This window comes from Streptomyces sp. Z26 (genome assembly GCF_003665095.1).
GTDB lineage: Bacteria > Actinomycetota > Actinomycetes > Streptomycetales > Streptomycetaceae > Streptomyces > Streptomyces phytohabitans.
The window spans coordinates 827737-854174 of sequence record NZ_RCHV01000002.1; the positions used below are offsets into that span (position 1 = coordinate 827737).

A 26438-nucleotide genomic window follows, 5' to 3' on the forward strand; every position below is an offset into this window, starting at 1 on the left:
AAGGACTCCGAAAGGGCGTGCCGGGTTGGCCCGATTCACCACCTTGTTCGGTAAGTGGTGCGACATCGTGCGGCACTTCCGGGAAACCGCACGCCCTTCTCCCGCACATTCCGATCGAAAGGCGTCGAGAACTCCCCGCGCCCGGGCGGCTCGCGCCCCTGTTCCGGCCATCCGCCGGAGCAGGGGCGCGGGCGCGGGCCGACCGGCGCTCAGTACGTCACGCCGGGTCGACGTTCAGCGGGGTGCCGATGGCCAGTACGTCCGGTTGGGGCCCGACGACCCGACGGTTCGCCTCGTACAGCGCGGGCCAGCCGCCGGGCAGGCCGTACCGCTGGGCGATCGAGTACAGCGACTCCCCGGCCCGTACGACATGGGTGCGCGAGACGCCGTCCCGCGTTCGGGGGCCGTCCGCGGGGCGGTCGCCGCCGGTGGCGTCACCGCCGGTGCCGTCGCCGGGGTACGGCTCGGCGCCCGTGCCCGCGTCGCCGCTGCTCCCCGCCTCGCCGGACGGCACGCCGCCGTCGCTGTCGCCCGCCGGGGCGGCGCTCCGCCCGTGCAGTCCGTAGCGCGCGGAGCAGACGGGCCACGCGCCCCAGCCCTGGTCGGCGGCCACCCGTTCCGCGACCTCGATCTGCTGCTCCCGGGTGGCCAGGTCGGCGCGCGGGGCGTGGCGCAGCCCGCCGTACGCCTCCCAGGTGGACTGGGTGAACTGGAGGCCCCCGTAGAAGCCGTTGCCGGTGTTGGTGTCCCAGCGCCCGTCGCTCTCGCACTGCGCGACGCACCCCCACGGCCAGCCGTCCGACGCGCAGTCGGCCGCCGCGGGAGGTGGCTCGGCGGGGGTCTCGGCGGAGGTGAAGGTGGTCGAGGTGGTGGGGGTGGGGGTGGCCTGGGCCGGGGAGACGGGCAGCAGCACAGCGGTCACTGCGGCGGCGGTAATGGCTCCGGCTCGCATACGAACACGCATCTGAGGCATCCGCGCACGCTAGGTGCGCGCCGCGGCGCGTCCCGTCCAAGCGCGCCCGCCCCGGCGCCCCCTCCCACCCGACCGGACCAGACCGGCGCCGGGCCCCTGACCTGTATGGCCCCGTGCCGCGACCGGTACGGGCCGGGGCCGCGCGCCACCCCGTACGGGCGCGGGCGTGACCGGGAGCCGTGACCGGGAGCACCGCACGCCCGTTAGCCCTGTGGACAGGGCGGGCGCCGACCGGTTCACCGGCCTGACCAGGCCGGGACCACGACCGCGCCGGTCCCGCGGCACCCGTGGAAACGGGCGGGCGCGGAGCCGGAAGCGGTCGGAACAGACCGGCACCCGTACAGCACCAGCCCCGTCCCGAACGCAAGCAGTCACCAGAAGCCACAAGAAGCCAGGAGTCCCCCGTGCCCCCCATGCTCGACGTCAGCGAAGACGTACGCGCCGAGATCGGCGAAGACGAAGCCACCCGGCTGCTCGCCGGGGAGAACGCCCCGGGCAGCTACGACTGCACCTCCTGCCGCACCCCGGGCGACACCGAGCGCGAGCGCACCAGCACGGTGCTGTTCGTCGGTGAGGAGACGGCCGTACTCGCCTTCGCGCACGCCGCGTGCATCCCCTCGCAGGTCGTCACCGTCTCCGAGGACCAGATCCAGGGCGCCGTACGCTCCATCACCGGCCAGCAGACCGGCGCGACCGCCTCCGTGGACGTCGGCGCCGCGCCGCAGCAGGCGGTGCTCAGCGTGACCTGCGGCCAGGTGCTGCTCGGTGACACGCTGCACCCCGCCGTCGTCGTCGAGCCGAACGGGCCGATCGCGCGGCCCGGTTCGAACGGTCCCGGCGACGACTTCCTGCCGCTCCTCATCGAGCAGGGCTTCCACCCCGTCATGGACGTGAACCAGGCGCCCGCGCCCATCGAGGGCTGGTCGGTGCTGCTGGCGATGGGCCAGCTGCACGGCATCCTCCAGCCCGCGCCCGGGGGCAGCGGCCAGTCCACCTCGTGGTGGCAGGCCCACCACCCGCTGGAGGTCACCGACGCCTGGCGCACGGTCGCGAACAAGACGCAGAAGGTGCTGGTGTACGCGGCGCCCGTCGGCTCGATCGGTCAGCAGCCGCGCGAGGACCTGCTGCGCGGTGCGCTGGAGAAGGCCGCGGCGCAGGGCAGCCTGGTGGCGGGTTCCATGCCCCTCGCCGGGACCTGATCCCGGCCCGCCGGACCGTACGCCGCCCGCGTACCCGGGCGAACAGGTCATTCACCGCGCCGCCCGCATCCGCCGGGCGGCGCGGTCGTTTGACCAGTCGTGCACCCCTACGAACCCTCCTCCCCCGTACGGAACCACCTCGTCCACAGCCGCTTCCCCGGCACGTACGGACCCGACGCGGCAGCCTCCGGCGGCTCGAACACGCCGATCTACGACGCGCTCTACGCCGAGTACGGGCGGCTGTTCCGGGCGCTGCCCGGGGACCGTTCCGGCGAGGAGGAGTTCCGGTTCGAGCGGTTCGGCACGGTGCACGGCACCGGTACGGGCCTGTGGGGCGGCACCCCTCGGTACGCGCGGGGCGGCGCCCTGCCCGCCGCGCTGCCACCGGCGCCGCGCGACGGCCACCGCTACGGGCTCTGAGCACGACGACACAGGGCGACGGCCCCCGGAGATCCACTCCGGGGGCCGTCGCCCTGTCCACCCGCCGCCGCTACTTCTTCCGCGACCGCTTCTCGCGCACCCGTACCGACAGGTGCACGGGCGTGCCCTCGAAGCCGAACTGCTCGCGCAGCCGCCGCTCGACGAACCGCCGGTAGCCCGCCTCCAGGAAGCCGGAGGCGAACAGCACGAACCGGGGCGGCTTCGTGCCCGCCTGCGTGCCGAAGAGGATGCGCGGCTGCTTGCCGCCCCGCACCGGGTGCGGGTGGGCGGCGACGATCTCGCCGAGGAAGGAGTTCAGCCGCCCCGTCGGGACGCGCGTCTCCCAGCCCGCCAGCGCGGTCTCGATGGCCGGTACGAGCTTCTCCATGTGGCGTCCCGTACGCGCCGACACGTTGACGCGCGGCGCCCACTGCACCTGGACCAGATCGCGTTCGATCTCCCGCTCCAGGTAGAAGCGGCGCTCCTCGTCGAGGGTGTCCCACTTGTTGTACGCGAGGACGAGCGCCCGGCCCGCGTCCACGGCCATGCTGATGATCCGCAGGTCCTGCACGCTGATCGACTCGCTGACGTCGACGAGGACGACGGCGACCTCGGCCTTCTCCAGCGCGGCGGCCGTACGCAGCGAGGCGTAGTAGTCGGCGCCCTCCTGGAGGTGGACGCGGCGCCGGATGCCGGCGGTGTCCACGAACTTCCAGGTCCGCCCGCCGAGTTCGATCAGTTCGTCGACCGGGTCGCGGGTGGTGCCCGCCACGTCGTGGACGACGACGCGGTCCTCGCCCGCGACCTTGTTCAGCAGGGAGGACTTGCCGACGTTCGGGCGGCCGATGAGCGCGACGCGGCGCGGGCCGCCGAGCACGGCGCCGAAGGTGTCGGCGGGCGCCTCGGGCAGCACCCGCAGCACCTCGTCCAGCATGTCGCCGGTGCCGCGGCCGTGCAGCGCGGAGACGGGCTGCGGCTCACCGAGGCCGAGCGACCACAGGTACGCGGCGTCCGCCTCGCCGGAGGGCCCGTCGACCTTGTTGGCGCACAGCACCACCGGTTTCCCGGACTTGCGCAGGAGCTTCACGACGGCCTCGTCGGTGTCGGTCGCGCCCACCTTGGCGTCCACGACGAAGACCACCGCGTCGGCCGCCTCGATCGCGAACTCCGCCTGCGTGGCCACCGACGCGTCGATGCCGAGCACGTCCTGCTCCCAGCCGCCGGTGTCGACGAGCTTGAAGCGGCGGCCCGCCCACTCCGCCTCGTACGTCACGCGGTCGCGGGTGACGCCGGGGCGGTCCTCGACGACGGCCTCGCGGCGGCCGAGGATGCGGTTCACCAGTGTCGACTTGCCGACGTTCGGGCGGCCGATGACGGCGAGCACCGGCAGCGGGCCCTGGCCCGCCTCGTCCAGCGCGCCCGCCACCTCGTCGGCGTCGAAGCCCTCCTCGGCGGCGAGCTGCATGAACTCCGCGTACTCGGCGTCGCCGAGCCCACCGTGCTCGTGGCCGTCGCCGGTCTGGGTCTGGTCGTTCATGAAGTCTCGTCCTCGTTCACTGTCATGGTGTCGCTGGTCCGGCCGCCCGTGCGGCGCCGGTCATCCGGCGGGCTGCTGCTCCCTGACGAGGGTCACCACGCACTCGACGACCTGCTCCAGGGTCAGTTCGGTGGTGTCGACCTCGACCGCGTCGTCCGCCTTCTTCAGGGGCGACGCCTTGCGGCCCGAGTCGGCCGCGTCCCGCTTCAACAGCGCCGCCCGCGTCGTCGCGAGGTCCGCGCTGTCCTTGCCGCGCAGTTCGCCGCTGCGGCGCGCGGCGCGCGCCTCCGGCGAGGCGGTGAGGAAGACCTTGAGGTCGGCGTCGGGCAGGACCGTCGTACCGATGTCCCGGCCCTCGACGACGATGCCCCGGGACGGTGCGGCCACGTCCGCCGGGTCCGTGCCCTCCGCCGTCCCCGCCGCGATCGACCGCTGCAACTCGGTGATCCGGCCCCGGACCTCCGCCACCGCGCTGACCGCGCTGACCGCGGCCGTCACCTCCTGCGTACGGATCGGCCCCGCCGCGTCGGCGCCGTCCACCATGATGGTGGAGCGGGCCGGGTCGGTGCCGGACACGATCACGGGCTTGCCCGCGGCGGCGGCGACGGCCGTCGGGTCCGCCACGTCGATGCCGTTGCTCAGCATCCACCAGGTGATCGCGCGGTACTGCGCGCCCGTGTCGAGGTAGCGCAGGCCCAGTTCGGCGGCGACGGCCTTGGACGTGCTGGACTTGCCCGTGCCGGAGGGGCCGTCGATGGCGACGATGACGGGAGCCGGTGCGGTTTGCACGGTGGGAGCCTTTCTCGATGCGCGGGCACGGGGAGCCGCCGCGTGTCCACGGGTACGGCGTGCGGTGGGCGGGCCGCACGGCGGCCCCGCACCAGGCTACCGGCTGCCGCCGGGCCTCCGTCACTCCGTGCGCAGCGCCCAGCCGCGTTCGCGCAGCGCCGCCGCGAGGGGCTGCGCGGCGCGGGACTCGACCATCAGCTGTACGTGACCGGCCTGACGTCCCGTGGCGTGCTCGATACGGACGTCCTCGACGTTGACGCCGACGGCGCCCGCGTCCGCGAAGATGCGGGCCAGTTCACCGGGGCGGTCGCTGATGAGCACGGCCACCGTCTCGTACGCCGCCGGTGCCTGCCCGTGCTTGCCCGGTACGCGCGCGCTGCCCTCCCGGCCGCGCCGCAGCACGTCGGAGAGGGCGAGCGCGGCCTTCCCGTCCTCGTCCGCCGCCCCCGCGTCGGCCGCCGGTACGGACTCCAGCCCGCGCAACGCCCGTACGGTGCCCGCCAGATCGACGGCCAGCTCCTCCAGCACGTCGGCGACGGGGCCGGGGTTGGCGGACAGGATGTCCAGCCACATCCCGGAGTCGGAGGCGGCGATGCGCGTGACGTCGCGGATGCCCTGGCCGCAGAGGCGTACGGCCGTCTCGTCGGCCTTCTCCAGCCGGGCGGCCACCATGCTGGACAGCAGCTGCGGGGTGTGCGAGACGAGGGCGACGGCGCGGTCGTGGGCGTCGGCGTCCATCACGACGGGGACGGCGCGGCAGAGCGAGACCAGCTCCAGCGCCAGGTTCAGCACCTCGGTGTCGGTGACCGAGGTCGGCGTGAGCACCCAGGGGCGGCCCTCGAAGAGGTCGGCGCTGCCCGCGAGCGGCCCGGACTTCTCGCTGCCCGCCATGGGGTGCGTACCGAGGTACGTCGTCGGGTCGCAGCCGTGCGCGTCCAGGTCGGCGCGGAGGGCGCCCTTGACGCTGCCCACGTCCACGTAGGCGCGGGCCAGGTCCTGGCGCTGCGCCGCCGCGACGGCGGCGGTGATCCGGGCGGGCGGCACGGCGACCAGCGCGAGGTCGACCGGTCCGGGCGGCTCGTCGTCGGTGCCCGCGCCGAGCGCGGCGGCCGTACGGGCCCGCTCCGGGTCGTGGTCGCGCAGGTGGACCCGTACGCCGCGGGAGGCGAGGGCGAGCGCGGCGGAGGTGCCGATGAGGCCGGTGCCGATGACGAGAGCGGTGCGCATCTACTGTGCGATGTCCTTGCGGAGAGCGGTGGCGGCGCCGAGGTACACGTGCTGGACCTCGCCCCGTGCGAGGTCGGTCTCGACATGGGCGAGGATACGCACGACGCGCGGCATCGCGCCCTCGACCTCCATCTCCTGCGCGCACATCAGCGGCACGTCCACCACGCCGAGTCCGCGCAGCGCGGCCGCCGGGAAGTCGCAGCGCAGGTCGCGGGTGGCGGTGAACCACACGCTGATCAGGTCGGTGGGCTCCAGCCGGTTGCGGCGCAGCACCGCGCAGATGAGCCCGGAGACCCGTACTCCCATGTGGTCCGACTCGTCCCGGTCCAGCTGCACCGCACCGCGTACCGCCCGCACCGTCACCCGTGCACCTCCGCTCGGAGCCGTTCCGGCCCGTACGGTGCTCGCCGTACGGCGCCGCCTGCCGGGAACGCCCCGCCCGTTCCCACCCCGCGAGGGATGTCCGGACAGTCGCGTACATCCCGCTACGTCCGCCAGCGTAGCCCCGGCGCGGGCCGCGCGCCCGTGCGGGCACCGCTGCCGCCGGGGCGGGGCGGCGCGGCGCCTCCCGCCCGACGTGCGCCGCGCGTCAGCCCGCTTCGGCCGACGGCGGGGGCGCCGTGGCCGTGAGGTGTTCGAAGGTGCCGGTGACCGTCAGCATGCGCTCCAGCCCGGTGCTGCGGTGGTCGAGGCGGAAGCGGACGCCGCGGGCCGTCGCCGCGCGGTGCGCCCGCAGCAGGGCGGACAGGCCCATGGAGTCGACCAGCTCCAACCCCCGGCAGTCGAGGAGGAGTTCCCGCAGGTCCGGCTGCCCGTTGAGCGCCTCTTCGACCTGCCCGACGAGTTCACCGGAGGTGTCGTAGTCGAGTTCGCCGGACAGGGCGAGGACGACGGTGGACGGTCCCTGCCACCGCACGGTGACGTGGAAGTCGTTGTCGACGGGCTCGGTGATCATGGGCTTCCTCGTCCGGCGGTGGGTCAACGGTGGTCACGGAGGGCCGTACGGCCCGCCCGGAGGACGCGGGGGGCCCGCAGGAAGTCGCGGACCTGCTCCTCCAGGAGGTCCAGGGCGGGCAGGAGCGAGTCGGCGGGCACCCCACGGGCGGTGAGGATCTCCGCGGTCCAGCCGAGGAAGTCCACGAAGAGCCCGTCCTCGTCGAGATAGAGCGCCGTGGTCAGCGCCTCGACGATGTGCCCCAGGTCCTCCGCGGTCCGCTCGAGCTGCTCCTCACCGTACGCGCCCACGGACGGGTGGCGCGCGCGGAGGCCGGTGAGGGTCTCCCGTACCAGGCGGCGGCTGTCGCGGCGCAGCAGGGTGTACTCCTGGTCGGCGAGGTGCGGCAGGTCGTGGACCGTCTGGTGCGGCGGTGGCGGCAGCGGCAGCCCCGCGGCGAGCCGGTCGGCCGCCGTACGCGCGTCGGGGGCCCAGGCGTCGGCGCCCAGCGGCCGGGCGTAGCGCCCGTCGTGCCCGAAGGCGAGACCGCCGACCATCACGGGCACCCCGGCGGCCTGGCAGGCGGTCAGCGCGGCGTGCGCGAGTGGCAAACGGGCGGACAGCGACGAGGAGAGGCACACCGCGGACGGCCCGGTGCGGTGGATGTGCCCGACCAGGTGGGGTGTGGGCGTACGGGCGCCCAGGTAGTCGACCTGCCAGCCGCGCAGGCGCAGGGTCTCGGCCAGCAGGCGCGCGGGCAGGGCGTGCCACTCCTGGTCGACGCAGGCCACGAGGACGCGGCCGCGCCGCTCGCCCTCGGGGCGGTGGCTCAGGGAGAGGGTGGCGACGGCCCGCTCGTTGAGCGCCGTCGCGGCGTGCTCCTGGGCCACGCTGAGCCGGTCCGCCGCCCACTCGACGCCCACCTTGTGCTGCACGGCCCCGATCACGTCGAGCAGGACGGACTCCGCGTCGACGCCGGAGTCCAGCGCGCCGGTGACGACGTCGGCGGCGGCGTCCTCGTCCAGCGCGATCACGGCGTCCCACAGCTTGCGGGCCCACGGCTCCGCGGTCGACGGGGACGCGCCGGCGCCCATGCGCGCGCCGATGCGGTGGCGGGCGGGGACGCCGGAGGGCGTACCGGCGCCCGAGGGCGCGGTCACGCGCCGCCGTCCCGTCGCGGGGACGGCGCGTCCGCCGCCGCGTGCCCGGCGGCACGGTGGCCGCCACGGGGCGCCGTGACGGCGACCACCGCCATGTCGTCGTGCGGTTCGGCTCCGGCCCACTGCCCGGCGAGCATCTGGACGCGCTCGACGACGGCCTCGGCGGGCAGGCCCGCGCACTCGCCGAGCGCGCGCCGGAGGCGTTCCTCGCCGTACATCTCGCCGCCCAGTGGCCCGCCCCTGGCGTCGGTGATGCCGTCGGTGTAGAGCAGGCACGTTTCACCGGGGGCCAGCGTGACGTGGGCGGTGCGCGCGGTCACCTCGGGCAGTACGCCGATGAGGGAGCCCCGCGTGTCGGCCTCCTCCACGGTCCCGTCGCGCCGCACGATCAGCGGCGGCGCGTGTCCGGCGGCGGTGAGCCGGAGCCGTACGCCCTCGGGCGTACGCCGCGCGGAGGCCAGGACGAGCGTGGCGAAACGGGTGCTGTCCCCGGTGAGCAGGGCGTTGTTCAGCAGGTGCAGCACGCGCACGTGGTCGTCCGCGAGGGGGCGCAGCGCGTGCAGGGTGTTGCGGATCTTGCCGGTGAGGACCGCGGCCTCCAGCCCCTTGCCGCAGACGTCCCCCAGCACCGCGAACGTGTCGCTCCCGGCGCCGTCGCCGGGGTGGACGTCGTAGAAGTCGCCGCCCACCCGTTCGGTGTCCGCGCTGGGGCGGTAGCCGCCCGCGAAACCGACGCCGGCGACGTCCGTCAGGCGCGGCGGCAGCAGCTCCCGCATCAGGGTGTCGGAGATCGAGTTCTGCTCCGCGTACAGCCGGGCGGCGGACATGGCCGAGCCCGCGCGCGCGGCGAAGAGACCGGCCAGGTGCTCCTCGGACTCGGTGAAGGCGGCCGGTTCGGCGTGGCGCAGCAGCACCAGGGCGCCGCCGGGCACGCCGTGGCCCGGGAGCGGGACGATCACGACGGAGCCCACGGTCCCGAAGCCCTCGGGCGGCAGCCACGGGGGCAGCGTCGCCGGGTCGATCCAGCGGGACGGTACGGGCGGGAACCCCGTGAGGGCCTCGGACAGGCCCGGCACCCCGTGGAGTCGACTCGCCCGCAGGGTACGGGCGGTCGGCTCGCCGCCGTCGCTGGAGATGACGGGGAGGCTGCGGCGGGCGGAGGGGGCGATCACGACGGCGGCGTCGGCCAGGTGCTCGACGGCGAGGCGCGCGGTGACGCCCATGCAGCGTTCCAGGTTGAGCGAGGCCAGCAGCCGACTGGACGCCTCGGTCAGGAACCGCGTACGGCTCCGCTCCGTGTCCAGTTCGTCGACCGCCGTACGCAGCGCGGTCTCGTCCACCAGCCACCACGCCGCGCGGCCCGCCGACAGCGTGCTCGGGTGGGCGGCGAAGGAGCGCCCGTCGAGCGGCCCACCGGAAGGACGCCGTTCCGGGTCCGCGAGCGCGTCGGCCAGCCACCGCGGCGCCGCCAGCCGCTCGCCGTGGCGCGCGCCCGGGAGCAGCGCGGCGGCGGCGCCGTTGAGCCGCACCGGGAGCCCGGCCGCGTCGACCACGACCACCGGGTACGGGGCGGCCTCGGCGGCCGGGCCCAGTACGGCTTCGGCGGCCGGGTCCAGCACGGCCTCCGTCACGGGACGGACCGGGGAATCTGTCACGATCGCGGCTCCGCTTGCGCGCGGACCCTCCCACCTCACTGCACGAAGATCGGTCACGGGCCCCGGAGCGGCGAAGGGCCACCTCTCCCGGGGCACTGGCGTCGTACGCGGCCAAGGCCACTCTCCACCACAGGGCACACCCCGGACGCGCCGGGTTCCCCTGTTCGGCCCGTCCAATCCCACTCCCGGGCGGGCGTTTCCCGCCGCCCCGGCGCACCGTCCCGGTACGCCCCGCGTGGGGCCGCGCCCGTACGGGACCGGGCCCCCGTACGGACCCGGCGGCCCGTACGGGACTACGGCACGGCTGTCAGAGACCGACCTCGTGCATCAGCATGCCGACCTCGGTGTTGGTCATCCGGCGCAGCCAGCCCGACTTCTGGTCCCCCAGCGGGATCGGCCCGAAGCGCGTCCGCACCAGCCGGTCCACCGGGAAGCCCGCCTCGGCGAGCATGCGGCGGACGATGTGGCGACGGCCCTCGTGGAGGGCGACCTCGACCAGGTAGTTCTTGCCGGTGTTCTCGACGACCTTGAAGCTGTCGGCGCGGGCGTACCCGTCCTCCAGCCGGATGCCGTCCTTCAGCTGCTTGCCGAGGTCGCGCGGGATCGGGCCCTGGATCGCGGCGAGGTACGTCTTCACCACGCCGTACCGCGGGTGGGTGAGACGGTGCGCCAGCTCGCCGTGGTTGGTGAGCAGGATGATGCCCTCGGTCTCGGTGTCGAGGCGGCCGACGTGGAACAGGCGGGTCTCCCTGTTCTGCACGTAGTCCCCGAGGCACTGGCGGCCGTCCGGGTCCTCCATCGCGGAGACGACCCCGGCGGGCTTGTTGAGCGCGAAGAAGAGGTACGACTGGGTGGCGATCGTCAGCCCGTCGACCTTGATGTCGTCCTTCGCCGGGTCGACGCGCATGCCCTGCTCGCGCACGATCTCGCCGTTCACCTCGACCCGCGCCTGCGCGATCAGGTCCTCGCAGGAACGGCGCGAGCCCATGCCCGCGCGGGCGAGGACCTTCTGGAGGCGCTCGCCCTCCTCCTCCCCGAACGTCTTGGGCAGCTTCAGCGCGGGCTTGCTGTGCCGCTCGCGGTTGCGCTCCTCGATCTGCGCCTCGTACTCGCGGGGACGCGCGGGCGCCGACGCCCGACGGGCGCGCGCCTTCGGGGCACCGCTGCCGGTGACCGTACGGGGGCCGCCCGTACGCGCGCCGCCCGCCTTGCCGCCGGACGCGCCGGGACCGGACGGCTTGCCCGAACCCGGCCTGCCCGCGCCCGCCTTGGGGCCGCCGGGCTTGGCGCCCGCCCGGGGGCCGGTCTTCGGGCCCGGCTTCTGCCCGGCCTTGGCACCGGTCCTCGCGCCGGGCTTGCCGCCGGGCTTCCCGCCGCCGCTGCCGGAGCCCGTACGGGAGCCCGCACGCGAGCCCGCGCCGGACCCGGACCGGCCGCCCGACCCGCGGTCCGCGGAGTCCCCCGGGCCGTCGGTGTCGCGGAAGCCGCCCGTACGCCCGGAGCCCGCGCCCTGCCCGCCCGTCGGCCTGCCGCCGCCGGGGCGCGCCGTGGGGCGCCCGCTCTTCTCGTGGCGCCGCTCCTCCGGCCGTGGCCGCCCGGTACCGGCGCGCTTGCCGCCGTCGCTCCCCCGGGACGCGCCGCCGCGCGCACCCTGCCTGCCTCCGCCCCTGCTGTCTCGATTGCCGCCGGATTTACCGGTGTTGTCGCCGCTGCTTCGCATCAATGGTCCGTCGTCTGGGGGTCGCCGCTGTCGTCTACGTCGAACGACGGCATTCCCTCCTGCGTGTCCGCCTCCACCGCGTCCGCCTCGGGGAGGAAGGGCGCGAGTTCGGGGAGTTCGTCCAGGCCGCGCAGGCCCATCCGTTCCAGGAAGTAGTTCGTCGTCCGGTACAGGATCGCACCTGATTCGGGTTCCGCGCCCGCCTCCTCCACCAGACCCCGCTGGAGGAGGGTGCGCATGACGCCGTCGCAGTTCACCCCGCGTACGGCCGAGACCCGGGAACGGCTCACCGGCTGCCGGTACGCGACGACCGCCAGCGTCTCCAACGCGGCCTGCGTGAGGCGGGCCTGCTGGCCGTCCAGGACGAAGCGTTCGACGGCTGCGGCGTACGCGGGCCGCGTGTAGAAGCGCCAACCGCCCGCGATCAGGCGCAGGTCGAAGCCGCGCCGCTGGCGCGCGTACTCGTCGGACAGCTCGCGCAGCGCGTCCGCTACCGCCCGCCGGGGCCGCTCCAGCACCTTGGCGAGGTGCTCCTCGGTGACCGGCTCGTCGACGACCATGAGGACGGCCTCCAGGGCCGGGCGCAGGTCGAGGGCGGCGACGCCGTGCGGGTCGTCGCCGGGCGCAGCGGAGTCCGCCCCGGGTACGGTCTCCGGCGCCGGTGGTGACGCCGGGTGCGGTACGGCCCGTGCCGGCGTCTCCGGGGCCGCTTCCCGTTCCGCTTCCCCGGTCGCCTCCGGCGCGGCGTACGACTCTTCGCTCACGGTGCCTCCTCCGCTTCGGTCTCCCGCCGCCCGGCGGGGGCCGCCGACTCCTGGTCGAACTCGTCCGTCACCACCGGCCGCGCCACTTCCCCGCCGCTCCAGCGGACGGTCAGCGGGCCCAGCGGCTCGTCCTGGTCGAGACCCACCACCCGCTCCCGGTACAGCTCCAGCAGCGCCAGGAAGCGTGCCACGACGGTGAGCGGGTCGGGGGCGTCCTCGACCAGCTGCTCGAAGCTCGCCTCGCCCAGCTCCCGCAGCCGGGACACCACGACCTCGGCCTGTTCCCGCACGCTGACGAGCGGCGCGTGGATGTGGTCCACGTACACCTGCGGCTTCGGGCGCGGCTGCATCGCCTTCACCGCCAGCCGCGCGAACCCCTCGGGCCCGATGCGCAGGGCCACCTCGGGGAGCAGCTCGGCGTGGTGCGGTTCCAGGCCGACCGTACGGGGGTGACGGCTGGCCTCGGCGGTGAGCCGGGCGGCGAAGATGTCGGCGATCTCCTTGTACGCGCGGTACTGGAGCAGCCGGGCGAACAGCAGGTCCCGCGCCTCCAGCAGCGCGAGGTCCGCCTCGTCCTCGATCTCGGCGGCGGGCAGCAGCCGCGCCGCCTTGAGGTCGAGCAGGGTCGCCGCGACGACCAGGAACTCGGTGGTCTGGTCGAGGTCCCAGTCGGGGCCCATCGCCCGGATGTGGACCATGAACTCGTCCGTGACCCGGGACAGCGCGACCTCGGTGACGTCGAGCTTGTGCTTGGAGATGAGCTGGAGGAGGAGGTCGAAGGGGCCCTCGAAGTTGTCGAGCACGACCTTGAACCGGCCGTCGTCGGGGGCGGGTCGGTCGACGGCCGCTTCCGGCTCGGGCACGGGTGACGGCCCCGGCTCCGGCGCCGACTCCGGCTCCGGCTCCGTACGGAGTTCGGGCTCGGGCTCCGGCTCCGGCTCGGGTTCCGGCTCCGGCGCTTCCGGCTCAGGTACGGGGGCCACCTCCGGCCCCGGCGCCGGTACGGGTTCCCGCTCCGGCTCCCCCGTACCGACCGGCCCGCCCGTCCCCGGGCCACGGCCCAGGGGCCGACGCGCGGAGCGGGGCGGAGGGGCGTTGTCGTCAGATGTCGGCATCGCGGGGCAGCGTACTGGTCCGGACGCCCGACGGACGTCCGGGATCACCCCACCGGACGCCTGCGATTTTCCGCGGGTACGTGCCGCTCAGCGGCTCAACGGCCCCGGAGGCGGCGTACGAGGATGCTCGCGTCGCCCCGCGACTCCAGGTCCGCGAGGACCACGGCGACGGCCTCCCGGACGATGCGGCCGCGGTCCACCGCGAGGCCGTGCTCGCCGCGCAGGACGAGCCGCGCGTGTTCGAGGTCCATCAGTTCCTCGGCCGACACGTACACGGTGATCTTCTCGTCGTGCCGCTCGCGCCCGCTGGGCCGCCGGTTCGCGCCACGGCCTCGGCGGCCCGAAGCGCCCGTGTCCTGGCGGCTCTTGGCCTCGCCGCGGCTCTGCCCGCCGGAGGCGGTCGCCGTCTGCGCCGCCGCCGGGCGAGTCGCCGTACGGACGCCGTCGGGCTGGTCGCCGCCCGCGTACTGCGCCGTGCCCGGCCCGTCCGCCGCGCCCTGGCCGCCGTGCGCGTCGCGGCCGTCGGGCTCCGCCGTACCGCGTACGGTGCCGGGCGCCTGCTGCTCGCGCCCCTTGTGCTCCCCGGAGCCGGTGCCCGCCGGGCCCTTGGCCGGGGTGCTGGCGGCGGCGGACGGCGTGCCGTTCGCGCCCGCCGTGGCGTGCTCGCCGGAGCGGCCCGTGCGCTCCTGCTCGGGCTCGCCCGCGGGCGAGGGCACGCGGGGTTCGCCCTGGGACTGCTGCGGGGCTGCCGACGGCTGGACCGCGGAGCCCCCCGTCGTACGGAAGAGTTCATCGGCTGCCGGGAGACTCACTCGGCGTGGCACCGGGCGAGCACCTCCCTGGCCAGCTGTCGGTAGGCCGCCGCGCCGACGGAGTTGGAGGCGTACGTCGTGATGGGCTCGCCCGCGACCGTGGTCTCCGGGAAGCGGACGGTGCGGCCGATGACCGTGTGGTAGACGTTCTCGTCGAACGCCTCGACGACACGGGCCAGCACCTCGCGGCTGTGCACCGTGCGGGAGTCGTACATGGTGGCGAGGATGCCGTCCAACTCCAGCTCGGGGTTGAGCCGTTCCTGCACCTTCTCGATCGTCTCGGTGAGCAGCGCGACACCGCGCAGCGCGAAGAACTCGCACTCCAGCGGGACGATGACCTTGTGGGCGGCCGTCAGCGCGTTCACCGTCAGCAGGCCGAGCGACGGCTGGCAGTCGATGACGATGAAGTCGTAGTCGGGCAGCAGCGGCGCCAGGGCGCGCTGGAGCGTCGACTCGCGCGCGACCTCGCTGACGAGCTGCACCTCGGCGGCCGACAGGTCGATGTTGCTGGGGAGCAGGTCCATGCCCGCGATCGCCGTCTTCAGCAGCACCTCGTCGGGCGCCATCTGGCGCTCCATCAGGAGGTTGTAGACGGTGAGGTCCAGCTCCATCGGGTTGACGCCGAGGCCCACGGAGAGGGCGCCCTGCGGGTCGAAGTCGACGAGCAGCACGCGGCGGCCGTACTCGGCGAGTGCCGCGCCCAGGTTGATGGTCGAGGTCGTCTTACCGACCCCGCCCTTCTGGTTGCACATCGCGATGATCTTCGCGGGGCCGTGCTCCGCGACGGGTCCCGGGATGGGGAAGTACGGCAGCGGGCGGCCGGTGGGGCCGATGCGCTCGCGGCGCTGCCGCGCCGCGTCGGGCGCGAGGGTGGCCGCGTACTCGGGGTCGGGCTCGTACTCGGCGTCGGGGTCGTAGAAGTGCCCCTGGGGTAGTTCGCCGTAGTTGGGGTCGTAGTCGGCGAGTCGGTTCGCGGACTGACCGTCCGCAGGGTCGCCGGCCATGGCGTTCACGTGGTGGCCGTCCATGCTCTGGTGGGCTGTCGTGCTCGGTGACGTGCTCTGACGGGAGGTGAAGGTGCGGACAGCGACGGAGCCGACAGCTTCGGGCCCCGCGGGGCCCTGGCCCCGTACCGGCGCTCCTGGTTGACCACCCCCGGGAGTAAATGTCGACTCATTCACAAGTCGTCCTACCTCCTTGGCGACCAGGAAACATCCAGACAGGTCAGCGTTGCACTATGCCGACGTTTGGCGACTCTATGGCGTGTCGGTGGTTCGCAGCAACACAATCCACCGGACGCGGCCCGATGTGTCGACAACGGAACACCCCGCTGTCAAGGTCGTAACGGGGGTGTCACCGGGGTTCGATGGGGGCGCGAATCGGCCAAGCGGTGACGTATCAGGCGAGTTGACTTGCGATTCCGCCGCCCGACCCCGCGCACGCCGACGTCACCGTCCGCGCCTCGGACGTCAAGGCGCGGACGGTGACGTGATGTTGCCTACGTTGACGAGCGTCGGTGACGGGCGTACGGACGCCCCCACCGGGGCCCGCAAGGTCGACTTGTCAGCCGATCAGCGTGCCCAACTCCCGTACGGGCAGCCCGTGCGCCTCACCGACGGGGCCGTAGACGACCTCGCCCTCGTGGGTGTTGAGGCCCTTCGCCAGCGTCGCGTCGCGGCGCAGCGCGTCGCGCCAGCCGCGGTTGGCCAGTTCCACGATGTACGGGAGCGTGGCGTTGGTGAGCGCGTACGTCGAGGTGTTGGGCACCGCGCCCGGCATGTTCGCGACGCAGTAGAAGACCGACTCGTGGACGGTGAAGGTCGGTTCGGCGTGCGTGGTCGGGCGCGAGTCCTCGAAGCAGCCGCCCTGGTCGATCGCGATGTCGACAAGCACACTTCCCGGCTTCATCCGGGACACCAGCTCGTTGGTGACGAGCTTCGGCGCCTTCGCGCCCGGGATGAGGACGGCACCGACGACCAGGTCGGCCTGGAGCACGGCCTGTTCGAGGGCGTACGCGTTGGACGCGACCGTCTGCACGCGGGTACCGAAGATACGATCCGCCTCGCGCAGCTTGTTGACGTCCTTGTCGAGCAGCGTGACGTGGAAGCCCATGCCGACGGCGATCTGCGTCGCGTTCCAGCCCGAGACGCCGCCGCCGATGATCACCGCGCGGCCCGCGCCCGTACCGGGCACGCCGCCCGGCAGGACGCCGCGGCCGCCCGCGGAGCGCATCAGGTGGTACGCGCCGACCTGCGGGGCGATCCGGCCCGCCACCTCGGACATGGGGGCGAGCAGCGGCAGCGCGCGGGAGGCGGTCTCGACCGTCTCGTACGCGATGGCCGTGGTGCCGGAGGAGAGCAGCGCGTCGGTGCACTCGCGGGAGGCGGCGAGGTGCAGGTACGTGAAGAGGGTCTGGTCCTTGCGCAGACGGTGGTACTCCTCCGCGATCGGCTCCTTGACCTTCAGCAGCAGGTCGGCGGTGGCCCAGACCTCGTCGGCGGTGTCGTGGAGGAGGGCGCCCGCGCCGGTGAACTCCTCGTCCGGGATGGAGGAACCGACCCCGGCGCCGCGCTGGACGTGCACCTCGTGCCCGTTGCGCACCAGCTCGTGCACCCCGGCGGGGGTGAGGGCGACGCGGAACTCGTTGTTCTTGACCTCGCTGGGGATGCCGACCTTCACGTGGATCACGGTCCTTGACTGGGAGAGTGCGGTGGGAACCCGGCGCACCCCACCGCATCACCGTTCGTACGCCATGTGCGCATACGTCGGATGCCGTTGGACTGCACGCAGTGGGGCCAGTCTAATGAAGGAGTGCGACGTGTCTAGCCTTGCAAACACATAATCTTTCTTGAATTGACCGCTAGTTTCTTAGGCCTGGACCGCTCAGGACCCCTGGTCGGGGCCCTTCTCCGCACCCCCGGTCGCCGCCTCCGCACTCTCGGTGTGCCGCAGCAACCGCTCCGCCGCCGCCCGGTGGGCGCGCGCCGCGCGCTCGTCGCCGAGGCGCGCGCAGGCGTCGGCGAGCCGCACCCGCAGGGCCGCCTGGAGCGGCCGGTCCTCCGTAGGTTCCGCGACGGTCAGCGCCTCCCGGCACGCGCGGTACGCCTCCTGGGGCCGCCCCGCGTACTCCTGCACCCGCGCGAACTCCCCCAGCGCGCGGGCCTGTCCGGCCCGGTCCCGCAGCCTGCGGTGCGTCGCCGCCGCCGAACGCCACTCGCGCAGCGCCGCCTCCAGCCGCCCCGACCGGGTGTGCGCCGCGGCCACGCGGGCGTGCAGCCGTGCCACGCCCACCAGGTCGTCGTGCGCCTGCCGGAGCGCCAGCGCGCGGGCGTACCAGTCGGCGGCGCGCGCCCAGTCCGCCAGGTCCGCGTACGCGCCGCCCAGCGACTCCAGCGCACGGCCGGTCGCCGCCGCGTCGTCCGCCGCGCGGGCCGCGTCGAGCGCGGCGCGGTAGCGGCCCGCGGCCTGCCGCAGGCGGCCCGCGCGGGCGTCCAGGTCCGCGAGTTCGAGCAGCGCCGCGGCGCGCTCGCGGGGGCGCCCGGCGCCGCGTCCGGCGATCTCCAGGACGAGTTCGTGCAGCCGGTACACCTCCGGCGCGGACTCCTCCGGGTCGCGGTACGTGTCGTACGCGCGCGACACCGCGTGGATCAACCGGCGCGCCAGCGTGTCCAGTTCGCCGCCGCCCTCGGCGACCGCGAGCCGTACGGAGGCGAGCACCGCCGGTTGCCGCAGCGTCAGCCAGCGGTGGGCCTCGGCCGCGTCCGCGAACCGCAGGTCACGCGGCAGCCCGGCGAGCTTCCGGCGCGCGGGCGACCCCTCCGGCTCGCCCGCCGCCCAGCACGCGCGCAGCTGCCGTACGGTCCGCTCCAGCATCCGGGCGCGCGCCAGCATCACGTCGGCGGGCCGTTCCGCCGCCGTCAACTCCGCGCGCAGCAGCGGGTCGAGGCAGCCCGGCACCGTCCAGCAGCCGGGTGCGACGGGGTGCAGCAGGCCCAGCTCGGCCAGGCCCTCCAGCGCGGCCCCGGCGGCGGGCACCGTGCAACCGGCCAGCGCGGACGCCGTGTGCCGGTCCACGAACCCGGCCGGGGCGAGGGCGAGCAGCCGCGCCAGCCGGGCGGCGGGCGGCGGCAGCGTCGAGTGCACGAGCCGGAACGCGCGGCCGAGGAAGTCCGGGTTCCGCCCGTCCAACGGGGGCGGGACCTCCTCCAGCCGCGCCGTCGCGTCGGACACCGACAGCTTGGGCCGGGACGCCAGCCAGCCGCCGACTAGGCAGAGCGCGGCCGGGAGGTCGCCGCACGCCTCGGCCAGCGACTCGGCGCGGCGCGGGTCCACGGTGATCCGGGGCGCGGCGCCCGCGCGGGCGCGCAGCAGCTCCACGGCGGCGGCCCGGTCGAGCCCGCCCAGGGTGCAGGGCCGTACGTCCGAGACGCCCTTCAACGGGCCCGACGCCACGGCCACCACCAGGCAGTCGCGGTTGTCGGGGAGCAGTTCCAGGAGCTGTTCCGGCTCGGCCACGTCGTCAAGGAGCAGCAGCGCGCGGCGCCCGGCGAGGGCCGTACGGAGCGCCTCCGTCAGCTCGTCCCGGTCCGCCCCTGCGACGACGGGCCCGGCGTCGAGGGCGGCCAGCAGTTCCCGCGCGGTCCGCTCGGCGGGCACGGGTACGCCGCCGGGGCCGGTCAGCCGGGCCCGCAGCACACCGTCCGGGTAGTCGGCGGCGAGCCGTTCGGCCAGCTCCTCCGCGAGCGCCGTACGGCCGGAGCCGGGGCGGCCGACGATCAGCAGGACGCGGCTGTGCGGGGCGGGGCGGCCGGAGAGGGTGTTGAGCCCGGCGCGTGCGATGTCCGCGCGGAGGGCGCGCAGTTCCCGTTCGCGCCCGACGAACCGGCGGACCGGTACGGGGTGGTCGTCCGGCCCGCCGTCGTCCGGTACCGGCGCGTCGTCCCGTACCGGCCCGTCGCCGTCCCGTACGGGCCCGCCGTCCTCCCGTACCGGCCCGCCCCGCACCGCCGCCTGATCCGCCACGGGTCACGCTCCCGTCCACCTGAGCCTGTGCGTACGTGCTCCCCGTACGCCGCGGCACGCGGGCCGGGGGCTGCCGGGCGCGGGCGGGCGGCGGGGACGCACCGAGCGTAAGTCACCGGGCCGGTACGGACGGGCGGCGCGCGACGGGCGCACGGAGGGAAGATCACCGCTTCGGGCCACGCGGGCGGGCCGTGGCGCGCCCGGCGGTCGGGCGGGCGGCGGCCGTCAGGCGTCGAACGGGCGCGCGGGCCACGGCGCGTCCGCCGGACGCAGCGCGTCCAGCCCGTCGCCCGCCAGGGCGGCGGAGAGCGCCATCACCCCGACCACGAGCACGTTGTTGTGCAGGTCGCCCGCGAGCACCGCCCGTACGAGCCGGGGCAGCGGCACCCGCGCCTGCTCCATGTCGGCCTCCTCCTCCGTCGCGGCGTAGCGGTCGCCCTCCGCGTCGGAGATCCGCCGCGCGAGGAAGACGCGTACGGCCTCGTCGGAGCCGCCGGGCGTGGTGTAGACGTCCGCGAGGACGCGCCAGTCCTCGGCCTCGACGTGCGCCTCCTCGTACAGCTCGCGCCGGGCCGCGTGCAGCGGGTTCTCACCGGGGACGTCCAGCAGGCCCGCCGGGATCTCCCAGAGCTTCTGCCGTACGGGGTGCCGGTACTGGCTGAGGACCAGCACCCGGTCCTGCTCGTCCAGGGCGACGACGGCGACGGAGCCGGGGTGCACCTGGTAGTCGCGGTGGACGACGGTGCCGTCGGGCATCTCGACCTCGTCCGTGCGGACGCTGGTCTTGTTGCCGCGGAACGGGGTCTCGCTGGCGGTGATCCGCCACTCCTGGGGCTCGTCGGTGAGCTGTCCGGCCATCGGTCAGCCCTCCTTCGGCACGGTCGTACCGGCGGCGCGGCCCTGCCGCTCGACGGCCGCCTTCACCAGCCCGGCGAACAGCGGGTGCGGCCGGGTCGGCCGGGACCGCAGCTCGGGGTGGGCCTGCGTCGCGACGAGGTACGGGTGCACCTCGCGCGGGTACTCGACGTACTCCACCAGCTTGTTGTCGGGGGACGTGCCGGAGAACACCAGCCCGGCCTTCTTCTCCAGCTCGGAGCGGTACGCGTTGTTGACCTCGTACCGGTGCCGGTGCCGCTCCTCCACGTACTGCTCGCCGCCGTACACCTCGCGCACGATCGAGCCCTCCGCGAGCTTCGCCGGGTACAGGCCGAGCCGCATCGAGCCGCCCATGTCGCCCTCGCCCGCGACGATGTCGAGCTGCTCCTCCATCGTGGAGATCACCGGGTGCTCGACGGCCCGGTCGAACTCGGTCGAGTCGGCGCCCGCGATGCCCGCGAGGTTGCGGGCGGCCTCGATCACGACGCACTGGAGGCCGAGGCAGAGGCCGAGCAGCGGTACGCCGTTCTCGCGGGCGTACGTGATGGCCGACAGCTTGCCGTCCACGCCGCGCTCGCCGAAGCCGCCGGGCACGCAGATCGCGTCGGCGCCCGCGAGTTCACGCGCGGCGCCCGCGGGGGTGCGGCAGTCGTCGGAGGTGACCCACTTGATGCGCACGCGCGCGTTGTTGGCGAAGCCGCCCGCGCGGATCGCCTCGGTCACCGAGAGGTACGCGTCGGGCAGGTCGATGTACTTGCCGACGAGCGCCACCGTCACGTCGTGGTCCGGTTGGTGCACGCGGCGCAGCAGGTCGTCCCACTGCGTCCAGTCGACGTCGCGGAACGGGAGGTCGAGGCGGCGCACCACGTACGCGTCGAGGCCCTCGCCGTGCAGCACCTTCGGGATGTCGTAGATCGACTTGGCGTCGATGGCGGCGACGACGGCGGCCTCGTCCACGTCGCACATCAGCGAGATCTTCTGCTTGATGGACAGCGGCACCTCGCGGTCGGCGCGCAGCACGATCGCGTCGGGCTGGATGCCGATGTTGCGCAGCGCGGCCACCGAGTGCTGGGTGGGCTTCGTCTTCAGCTCGCCGGACGGACCGATGTACGGCAGCAGGGAGATGTGCACCACGAAGACGTTGTCGCGGCCGACCTCGTGCCGGGTCTGCCGTACGGCCTCCAGGAACGGCAGCGACTCGATGTCGCCCACGGTGCCGCCCACCTCGGTGATGACCACGTCGACGTCGTCGGTGGCCATGCGCCGGACGCGGTGCTTGATCTCGTTGGTGATGTGCGGGATGACCTGGACGGTGTCGCCGAGGTAGTCGCCGCGCCGCTCCTTGGCGATGACGGACGAGTAGACCTGGCCCGTGGTGACGTTCGCGGAGCCGTCGAGGTCGACGTCGAGGAAGCGCTCGTAGTGCCCGATGTCGAGGTCGGTCTCGGCCCCGTCGTTGGTCACGAAGACCTCGCCGTGCTGGAACGGGTTCATGGTGCCCGGGTCCACGTTGAGGTACGGGTCGAGCTTCTGCATGGTGACGCGCAGCCCGCGCGCCTTGAGCAGCGCGCCGAGGCTGGAGGCCGTCAGCCCCTTGCCGAGGGAGGAGGCCACACCGCCCGTCACGAACAGGTGCTTGACGGTCGCGGACGACGATCGGTTCGGCATGGCCAAGGCGGGGCTCCCGTGGGTCGCGAGGTGAGTGGCGCACCGGCAGCCCGGGGCGTTCCTCGGAAGTGCCGTCGCTGCGGTCGGGAGGGCCGCCGCACCGTCGACGAACGACGACCGCGGGCCCCACCGTTCCACGGGCCACCAGGTTATCAGCGAACCCGGACGCACGTACCGGGCGTATCACCCGCGGGTGGGTGCCCGCGTAGGGAAGCGACCAGGAACCGTCGACGGGCGGAGATCGTCGGTCCGTACAGGACGTATCGTGCACGGATAGTCGACCGCAGACGTAGGTTTCCGGGCGTCCCTCGGGGGGCGTAGCCGCAGGTGGGAGTGGAGATTCGGGTGGCTGGGCGCATCGAGGATTACGCACTGGTCGGGGACATGCAGACGGCTGCCCTGATCTGTCGGGACGGCAGCGCGGACTGGCTGTGCCTGCCCCGGTTCGACTCGCACGCCGTGTTCGCGGGGCTGCTGGGCACGGACGAGCACGGGTTCTGGCGGCTGGGGCCCGCGCACGCCACGGGGGGCGAGCCTCCCCCGGCGAACCGCCGCCGCTACCGCGGGGATTCACTCGTCCTGGAGTCCGAGTGGGACACCCCGCGCGGTACCGTCCGTGTGATTGATTTCATGCCTCCGCGCGGCACCGACGCCCCGCAGCTCGTACGGATCGTGGAGGGCGTCAGCGGCCGGGTGCCGATGCGTTCGACGCTGCGGATGCGCTTCTCGTACGGCTGGGTCGTGCCGTGGGTGCGCAAGGTCGAGGACCGCACCGTCGCGGTGGCCGGACCCGACTCCGTCTGGCTGGACACCGACGCCGACACGTACGGCCGGAACCTCACCACCTACTCGGACTTCACCGTCGGCCCCGGCGACCGGGTCGCCCTGACGATCAGCTGGCAGCCGTCGCACAAGGACGCGCCACCGGTGCCGGACGCCGAGGCGGCGCTGACCCAGACCGAGGACTTCTGGCGGGAGTGGGTCGGGCACTGCACGTACCACGGGCCGTACCGCGAGGCCGTCGTCCGCTCGTTGATCACGCTCAAGGCGCTGACGTACGCGCCGACCGGCGGCATCGTCGCCGCCCCGACGACCTCGCTGCCCGAGGAGATCGGCGGCTCCCGCAACTGGGACTACCGCTTCACCTGGCTCCGCGACGCCGCGATCACCCTCTCCTCGCTGCTGCGCACCGGCTACCACGAGGAGGCGCGCGCCTGGCGCGAGTGGCTGCTGCGCGCGGTCGCGGGCGACCCGGAGCACCTCCAGATCATGTACGGCATCGCGGGCGAACGGGACCTGGGTGAACGGGACCTGACCTGGCTGCCGGGATACGAGGGGTCGAAGCCCGTACGCATCGGCAACGAGGCCGCGGGCCAGCTCCAGCTCGACGTGTACGGCGAGGTCACCGAGGCGCTGCACCTCGCGCACATGACGGGCCTCGCCCGGAACGACTACGCGGCGCTGCTCCAGGTGAAGCTGATCGGCTATCTGGAGAAGCACTGGGACGAGCCGGACGAGGGCATCTGGGAAGTACGCGGCCCCCGCCGCCACTTCGTGCACTCCAAGGTGATGGCGTGGGTGGCCGTCGACCGCACGGTGAAGCTGATCGAGTCCGGCGAGGTGGACGGCCCGCTGGAGCGCTGGCAGAAGCTGCGGGACGAGATCCACCGGAACGTCTGCGAGAAGGGCTACGACAAGGAACGGAACACGTTCACGCAGTCGTACGGCTCGAAGGAGCTGGACGCCTCGCTGCTGCTGATCCCGCAGATGGGCTTCCTGCCGCCGGACGACAAGCGCGTCATCGGCACCGTGGAGGCGATCCAGCGGGAGCTGTCGACACCGGACGGCTTCGTGCTGCGTTATCCGACGTCGGGCGCGGACCAGGGCGTCGACGGGCTGGAGGGCGACGAGGGCGCGTTCCTGGCCTGCTCGTTCTGGCTGGCCGACGACCTGGCGATGATCGGGCGGGTCGAGGACGCGCGGAAGCTCTTCGAGAAGCTGCTCGCGCTCCGGAACGACCTGGGGCTGCTCGCGGAGGAGTGGGACCCGCGGCTCCAGCGCCAGGTGGGCAACTTCCCGCAGGCGTTCAGCCACGTGCCGCTGATCGACACGGCGCTGCGGCTGACGACGTCGGGCGCGTACGGCGGCTGAGCCCGCGCGCCGGGACGCGCGTCCGCCCCGGGACGGACGGGCGGGGCGGACGACGGCACACACCTGCCGTCGTACGCCCCGCCCATGGTGCCCCGGGCGCGTACGCCCTTCCCTTACTTCAGCGGGTCCAGCGAGAGCGTGATCTCGGTCGGGGCGCCGTCCTCGATGTACGCGGCGAAGCCCGCCACGTCGTCGAAGGCGAAGCCGTACGCCTTGCCGTCGTCCGCGATCTCGTGCATGACCTTGACGTACTCGTGCACCGTGTCGCCCTGGTAGAACCCGCTCGGGTCGTCCGTGGGCTGGCTGGCGAGCGCCGCCAGGCTCGTACGGTTCAGCGCCGCGCCGACGATCGCCGCGACCGGGCCGCCCATCGCGTCGTTCGGGGCGGCCAGGGCGCCGTCGCAGAACAGCACGTCACGGGTGCTCGGCTTCTCGATGGTGACCTCACCGGGGCCGGTGAAGCCGAGCGTGTTGCCGCTCACCCGGCCCTTGAACTCGCCCTGGTTGGTGGTGACGACGAGGTCCTTCGACGAGTAGACGCTCCACACCTCGTCGATGTACGCGTCGAGGTAGTCCGCCGGGAACCTGCCGGAGTCGATGCCGTGGCTCGGCGCGATGATCCGCTTGTCCTCGACGATCAGGTCCCCGAAGGGGCCGCCGGCCAGCTTCTCGAACGCCTGGGCGCGGCCACCGGACTTGAGCTTGCCGGTGGTCTGCTCCTTCTGGCCCTTGAGGGTGATCGACAGCGGCACGCTGAACATGTCCACCGCGGTGGTGTTGCAGTACATGCCCGAGTCCTTGAACGTGAACTCGGCGCAGTCGTGCAGCACACCCCAGTTGGGGTCGGACTCGACCCATCCGGCCGGGTAGGCGAGCGCCGCGTTGCCGTTGCCGTCCTCGACCGCCTTGAACTTCAGCTTGTCGCCGAGCCCGGTGTAGATGCGGCCGCCGTCCATGTACGGCAGCTGGAGGTTGCCGGCGTCCGACAGCGAGATGGCGTAGTCGGTGAAGCCGTCACCGCCGTTGTCGCCCATCTCGACGGGCTTCGCCTCGCCCTCCGGCGTGACGTGGACGCGCTTGCCGTCCACCTCGCCGAGTATGTAGAGGAAGATCGAGGCGTCGTCGAACTGGCCCGTGTTGTTGACGACCTTGAGCGGCAGGGACGCCGCCGCGCGGGCGGAACCGTTGCTGGAACCGGCGAGCGCGCGCCCACCGGCCAGCGAGATTCCGGTCGCCGCCGCCGCGGCCGTGGCTCCACCGAGGAACTTCCGTCGCGAGATCACTTGCTCGTCCCCTCCTTGCTGTCTGCACCCTTGCGGTGCGCGGCCTGTCCGCCTTCCACGGACACGGCCACGTGGTCGACCATCATCGAAGCGCCCGGCTTGGTGGCCTCGGTGGGCGTGGCGTGACCCGCGACCTTGTCGGGGAAGGCGCCGCCCATCGCGAGGTTGAGCAGGATGAAGTGGCCGTGGTTCGTGGCGTTCGCCCAGGTCTCCGCGTCGAGGTCGGACTCGCTGACGGAGTGGAACTCCTTGTCGTCCACGTACCAGCGGAGCGCCTCGGTCTCACCGGAGCGGTCCAGCTCCAGCGCGTACGTGTGGAAACCGGCCTGGCAGGCCGAGCCGGGGCACTCGGTCGAGCCGCTGATGCCCTCGGTCTCGTTGCACGGGCCGCCGGGGTTGACGCCGCAGTGCAGCACGCCCCAGACGGAGTTGATCCCGTTGATGTTCTCCATGATGTCGAACTCGCCCACGCCGGGCCAGTTCCAGTAGTTGCCGCGGTACTCGTCACCGAGCGTCCAGAACGCGGGCCAGTAGCCCAGCGCCTCGTCGCCGCCGATGTCCGGCATGCGGACGCTGGCCTCGATGCGCATCTTGCCGCCCTCGGGCGCGGCGAAGTCCGAACGCTGCGACTCGATACGGCCCGACGTCCACGTGTCGCCGTTCTTCTGCGCCGTGATCTTCAGGTGGCCTTCGCCGTCGAGCTGGATGTTCTCCGGGCTGTCCGTGTACTCCTGGATCTCGCCGGTGCCCCAGTTGTCCGGGCCGCCGGGGTAGCCGTGGCCCTTGTCGATGATCCACTCGTCGCCGGACGGGAGCGAACCCGCGTCGCCGTCGAAGTCCGAGCGCCAGACCTCTTCCATCGCGGTCGCGTCCTTCGCGTCCGCGCCGCCCTTGGCCTGCTGCGAGGACGCGGGCTTCGCGGACTCGTCGGCCTGGGCGGCGGGCAGGGCGTACGCCCCGAACGCGGTGACCGTGGCCACGGCTGCGAGGAGCCATCGCCGTCTCATATTCTTCATAGTCATGCTGCGCGCTCCAGATGTGGGGGGGGTGGTGAGAGCGCTCTCACGCCATGGCCAAGCACAGTGCCGGGGAAGGAGGAGTAGCGTCAACCCCCTTCCGGCGGAAAAGAAAAG

The 26438-nt window shown here is 73.7% G+C and carries 22 protein-coding genes; 3 read left to right on the top strand and 19 right to left on the bottom strand.

Going from position 1 to position 26438, the window contains the following annotated elements:
• Window positions 1-217 precede the first annotated feature (217 nt).
• A complete protein-coding gene (locus D7M15_RS29490; protein WP_346428780.1) occupies window positions 218-922 on the bottom strand; it encodes a transglycosylase family protein in 705 nt (234 codons plus the stop codon).
• 464 nt (window positions 923-1386) lie between these two features.
• Here D7M15_RS29490 and D7M15_RS03625 point away from each other — a divergent pair, with 464 nt between their 5' ends.
• Window positions 1387-2172, top strand: a complete 786-nt coding sequence (locus D7M15_RS03625) for a hypothetical protein (RefSeq protein ID WP_121516155.1) — start codon at window positions 1387-1389, stop codon at window positions 2170-2172.
• Between the two features lie 99 nt (window positions 2173-2271).
• A complete protein-coding gene (locus D7M15_RS03630; protein WP_346428781.1) occupies window positions 2272-2592 on the top strand; it encodes a hypothetical protein in 321 nt (106 codons plus the stop codon).
• Window positions 2593-2662: 70 nt separating this feature from the next.
• Here the strand turns inward: D7M15_RS03630 and der are convergent, their stop codons facing one another.
• The 16 genes from der to D7M15_RS03710 form a co-directional block, all read right to left on the bottom strand.
• The gene (der, locus tag D7M15_RS03635; protein WP_121516156.1) at window positions 2663-4129 is read right to left on the bottom strand and encodes a ribosome biogenesis GTPase Der; all 1467 of its coding nucleotides are present in this window, start codon (window positions 4127-4129) and stop codon (window positions 2663-2665) included.
• Between the two features lie 60 nt (window positions 4130-4189).
• Window positions 4190-4918, bottom strand: a complete 729-nt coding sequence (gene cmk, locus D7M15_RS03640) for a (d)CMP kinase (protein ID WP_121516157.1) — start codon at window positions 4916-4918, stop codon at window positions 4190-4192.
• A 120-nt stretch (window positions 4919-5038) separates the two neighbouring features.
• Complete coding sequence (locus D7M15_RS03645) at window positions 5039-6145, bottom strand: prephenate dehydrogenase (protein WP_121516158.1); 1107 nt, start codon at window positions 6143-6145, stop codon at window positions 5039-5041.
• Complete coding sequence (gene aroH, locus D7M15_RS03650) at window positions 6146-6508, bottom strand: chorismate mutase (protein ID WP_121516159.1); 363 nt, start codon at window positions 6506-6508, stop codon at window positions 6146-6148. It abuts the gene before it with no gap.
• A gap of 226 nt (window positions 6509-6734) precedes the next feature.
• Complete coding sequence (locus tag D7M15_RS03655; RefSeq protein WP_121516160.1) at window positions 6735-7100, bottom strand: STAS domain-containing protein; 366 nt, start codon at window positions 7098-7100, stop codon at window positions 6735-6737.
• A gap of 23 nt (window positions 7101-7123) precedes the next feature.
• Window positions 7124-8173, bottom strand: a complete 1050-nt coding sequence (locus D7M15_RS03660) for a B12-binding domain-containing protein (protein ID WP_121520156.1) — start codon at window positions 8171-8173, stop codon at window positions 7124-7126.
• 62 nt (window positions 8174-8235) lie between these two features.
• Window positions 8236-9798: a SpoIIE family protein phosphatase gene (locus tag D7M15_RS03665; protein ID WP_121520157.1), complete on the bottom strand. Its 1563-nt coding sequence runs from the start codon at window positions 9796-9798 to the stop codon at window positions 8236-8238.
• Between the two features lie 403 nt (window positions 9799-10201).
• Entirely contained in the window at window positions 10202-11614 is a 1413-nt protein-coding gene (locus tag D7M15_RS03670; RefSeq protein ID WP_121516161.1) for a pseudouridine synthase, read from the bottom strand.
• Window positions 11614-12201 carry an SMC-Scp complex subunit ScpB gene (scpB, locus tag D7M15_RS03675; protein WP_121520158.1) on the bottom strand — a complete coding sequence of 196 codons (588 nt, stop codon included), beginning with the start codon at window positions 12199-12201 and terminating at the stop codon, window positions 11614-11616. Before scpB ends, D7M15_RS03670 begins: the two co-directional genes overlap by 1 nt.
• Before the next feature lie 173 nt (window positions 12202-12374).
• Complete coding sequence (locus tag D7M15_RS03680; protein ID WP_121516162.1) at window positions 12375-13493, bottom strand: segregation/condensation protein A; 1119 nt, start codon at window positions 13491-13493, stop codon at window positions 12375-12377.
• Between the two features lie 95 nt (window positions 13494-13588).
• Window positions 13589-14305: a hypothetical protein gene (locus D7M15_RS03685; protein WP_121516163.1), complete on the bottom strand. Its 717-nt coding sequence runs from the start codon at window positions 14303-14305 to the stop codon at window positions 13589-13591.
• Window positions 14302-15486 carry a ParA family protein gene (locus tag D7M15_RS03690; RefSeq protein WP_121516164.1) on the bottom strand — a complete coding sequence of 395 codons (1185 nt, stop codon included), beginning with the start codon at window positions 15484-15486 and terminating at the stop codon, window positions 14302-14304. Before D7M15_RS03690 ends, D7M15_RS03685 begins: the two co-directional genes overlap by 4 nt.
• Window positions 15487-15868: 382 nt before the next feature.
• Window positions 15869-16984, bottom strand: a complete 1116-nt coding sequence (gene ald / locus D7M15_RS03695) for an alanine dehydrogenase (protein ID WP_121520160.1) — start codon at window positions 16982-16984, stop codon at window positions 15869-15871.
• A 204-nt stretch (window positions 16985-17188) separates the two neighbouring features.
• Window positions 17189-19165 carry an NB-ARC domain-containing protein gene (locus D7M15_RS03700; RefSeq protein ID WP_121520162.1) on the bottom strand — a complete coding sequence of 659 codons (1977 nt, stop codon included), beginning with the start codon at window positions 19163-19165 and terminating at the stop codon, window positions 17189-17191.
• Window positions 19166-19552: 387 nt separating this feature from the next.
• The gene (locus tag D7M15_RS03705; RefSeq protein ID WP_121516165.1) at window positions 19553-20185 is read right to left on the bottom strand and encodes an NUDIX hydrolase; all 633 of its coding nucleotides are present in this window, start codon (window positions 20183-20185) and stop codon (window positions 19553-19555) included.
• A 3-nt stretch (window positions 20186-20188) separates the two neighbouring features.
• The gene (locus D7M15_RS03710; protein WP_121516166.1) at window positions 20189-21871 is read right to left on the bottom strand and encodes a CTP synthase; all 1683 of its coding nucleotides are present in this window, start codon (window positions 21869-21871) and stop codon (window positions 20189-20191) included.
• A 345-nt stretch (window positions 21872-22216) separates the two neighbouring features.
• On the opposite strand from D7M15_RS03710, the gene D7M15_RS03715 reads away from it, so the two are divergent.
• Window positions 22217-24022 (top strand): glycoside hydrolase family 15 protein, encoded by a 1806-nt coding sequence (locus D7M15_RS03715; protein WP_121516167.1) that lies wholly within the window; start codon window positions 22217-22219, stop codon window positions 24020-24022.
• Between the two features lie 113 nt (window positions 24023-24135).
• On the opposite strand, the gene D7M15_RS03720 is transcribed toward D7M15_RS03715, so the two are convergent.
• Complete coding sequence (locus tag D7M15_RS03720; protein WP_121516168.1) at window positions 24136-25305, bottom strand: beta-1,3-glucanase family protein; 1170 nt, start codon at window positions 25303-25305, stop codon at window positions 24136-24138.
• Window positions 25302-26312, bottom strand: a complete 1011-nt coding sequence (locus D7M15_RS03725; protein WP_206337315.1) for a glycoside hydrolase family 16 protein — start codon at window positions 26310-26312, stop codon at window positions 25302-25304. Before D7M15_RS03725 ends, D7M15_RS03720 begins: the two co-directional genes overlap by 4 nt.
• Window positions 26313-26438: the final 126 nt, after the last annotated feature.

Excerpts from the sequence above, each read along its gene's own strand:
- D7M15_RS03625 (WP_121516155.1), top strand. The coding sequence starts at position 1,387 with ATGCTCGACGTCAGCGAAGACGTACGCGCCGAGATCGGCGAAGACGAA.
- D7M15_RS03660 (WP_121520156.1), bottom strand. The coding sequence starts at position 8,173 with ATGGGCGCCGGCGCGTCCCCGTCGACCGCGGAGCCGTGGGCCCGCAAG.
- D7M15_RS03710 (WP_121516166.1), bottom strand. The coding sequence starts at position 21,871 with ATGCCGAACCGATCGTCGTCCGCGACCGTCAAGCACCTGTTCGTGACG.
- D7M15_RS03670 (WP_121516161.1), bottom strand. The coding sequence starts at position 11,614 with ATGCGAAGCAGCGGCGACAACACCGGTAAATCCGGCGGCAATCGAGAC.
- D7M15_RS03680 (WP_121516162.1), bottom strand. The coding sequence starts at position 13,493 with ATGCCGACATCTGACGACAACGCCCCTCCGCCCCGCTCCGCGCGTCGG.
- D7M15_RS03655 (WP_121516160.1), bottom strand. The coding sequence starts at position 7,100 with ATGATCACCGAGCCCGTCGACAACGACTTCCACGTCACCGTGCGGTGG.
- D7M15_RS03705 (WP_121516165.1), bottom strand. The coding sequence starts at position 20,185 with ATGGCCGGACAGCTCACCGACGAGCCCCAGGAGTGGCGGATCACCGCC.
- D7M15_RS03645 (WP_121516158.1), bottom strand. The coding sequence starts at position 6,145 with ATGCGCACCGCTCTCGTCATCGGCACCGGCCTCATCGGCACCTCCGCC.
- der (WP_121516156.1), bottom strand. The coding sequence starts at position 4,129 with ATGAACGACCAGACCCAGACCGGCGACGGCCACGAGCACGGTGGGCTC.
- D7M15_RS03725 (WP_206337315.1), bottom strand. The coding sequence starts at position 26,312 with ATGAGACGGCGATGGCTCCTCGCAGCCGTGGCCACGGTCACCGCGTTC.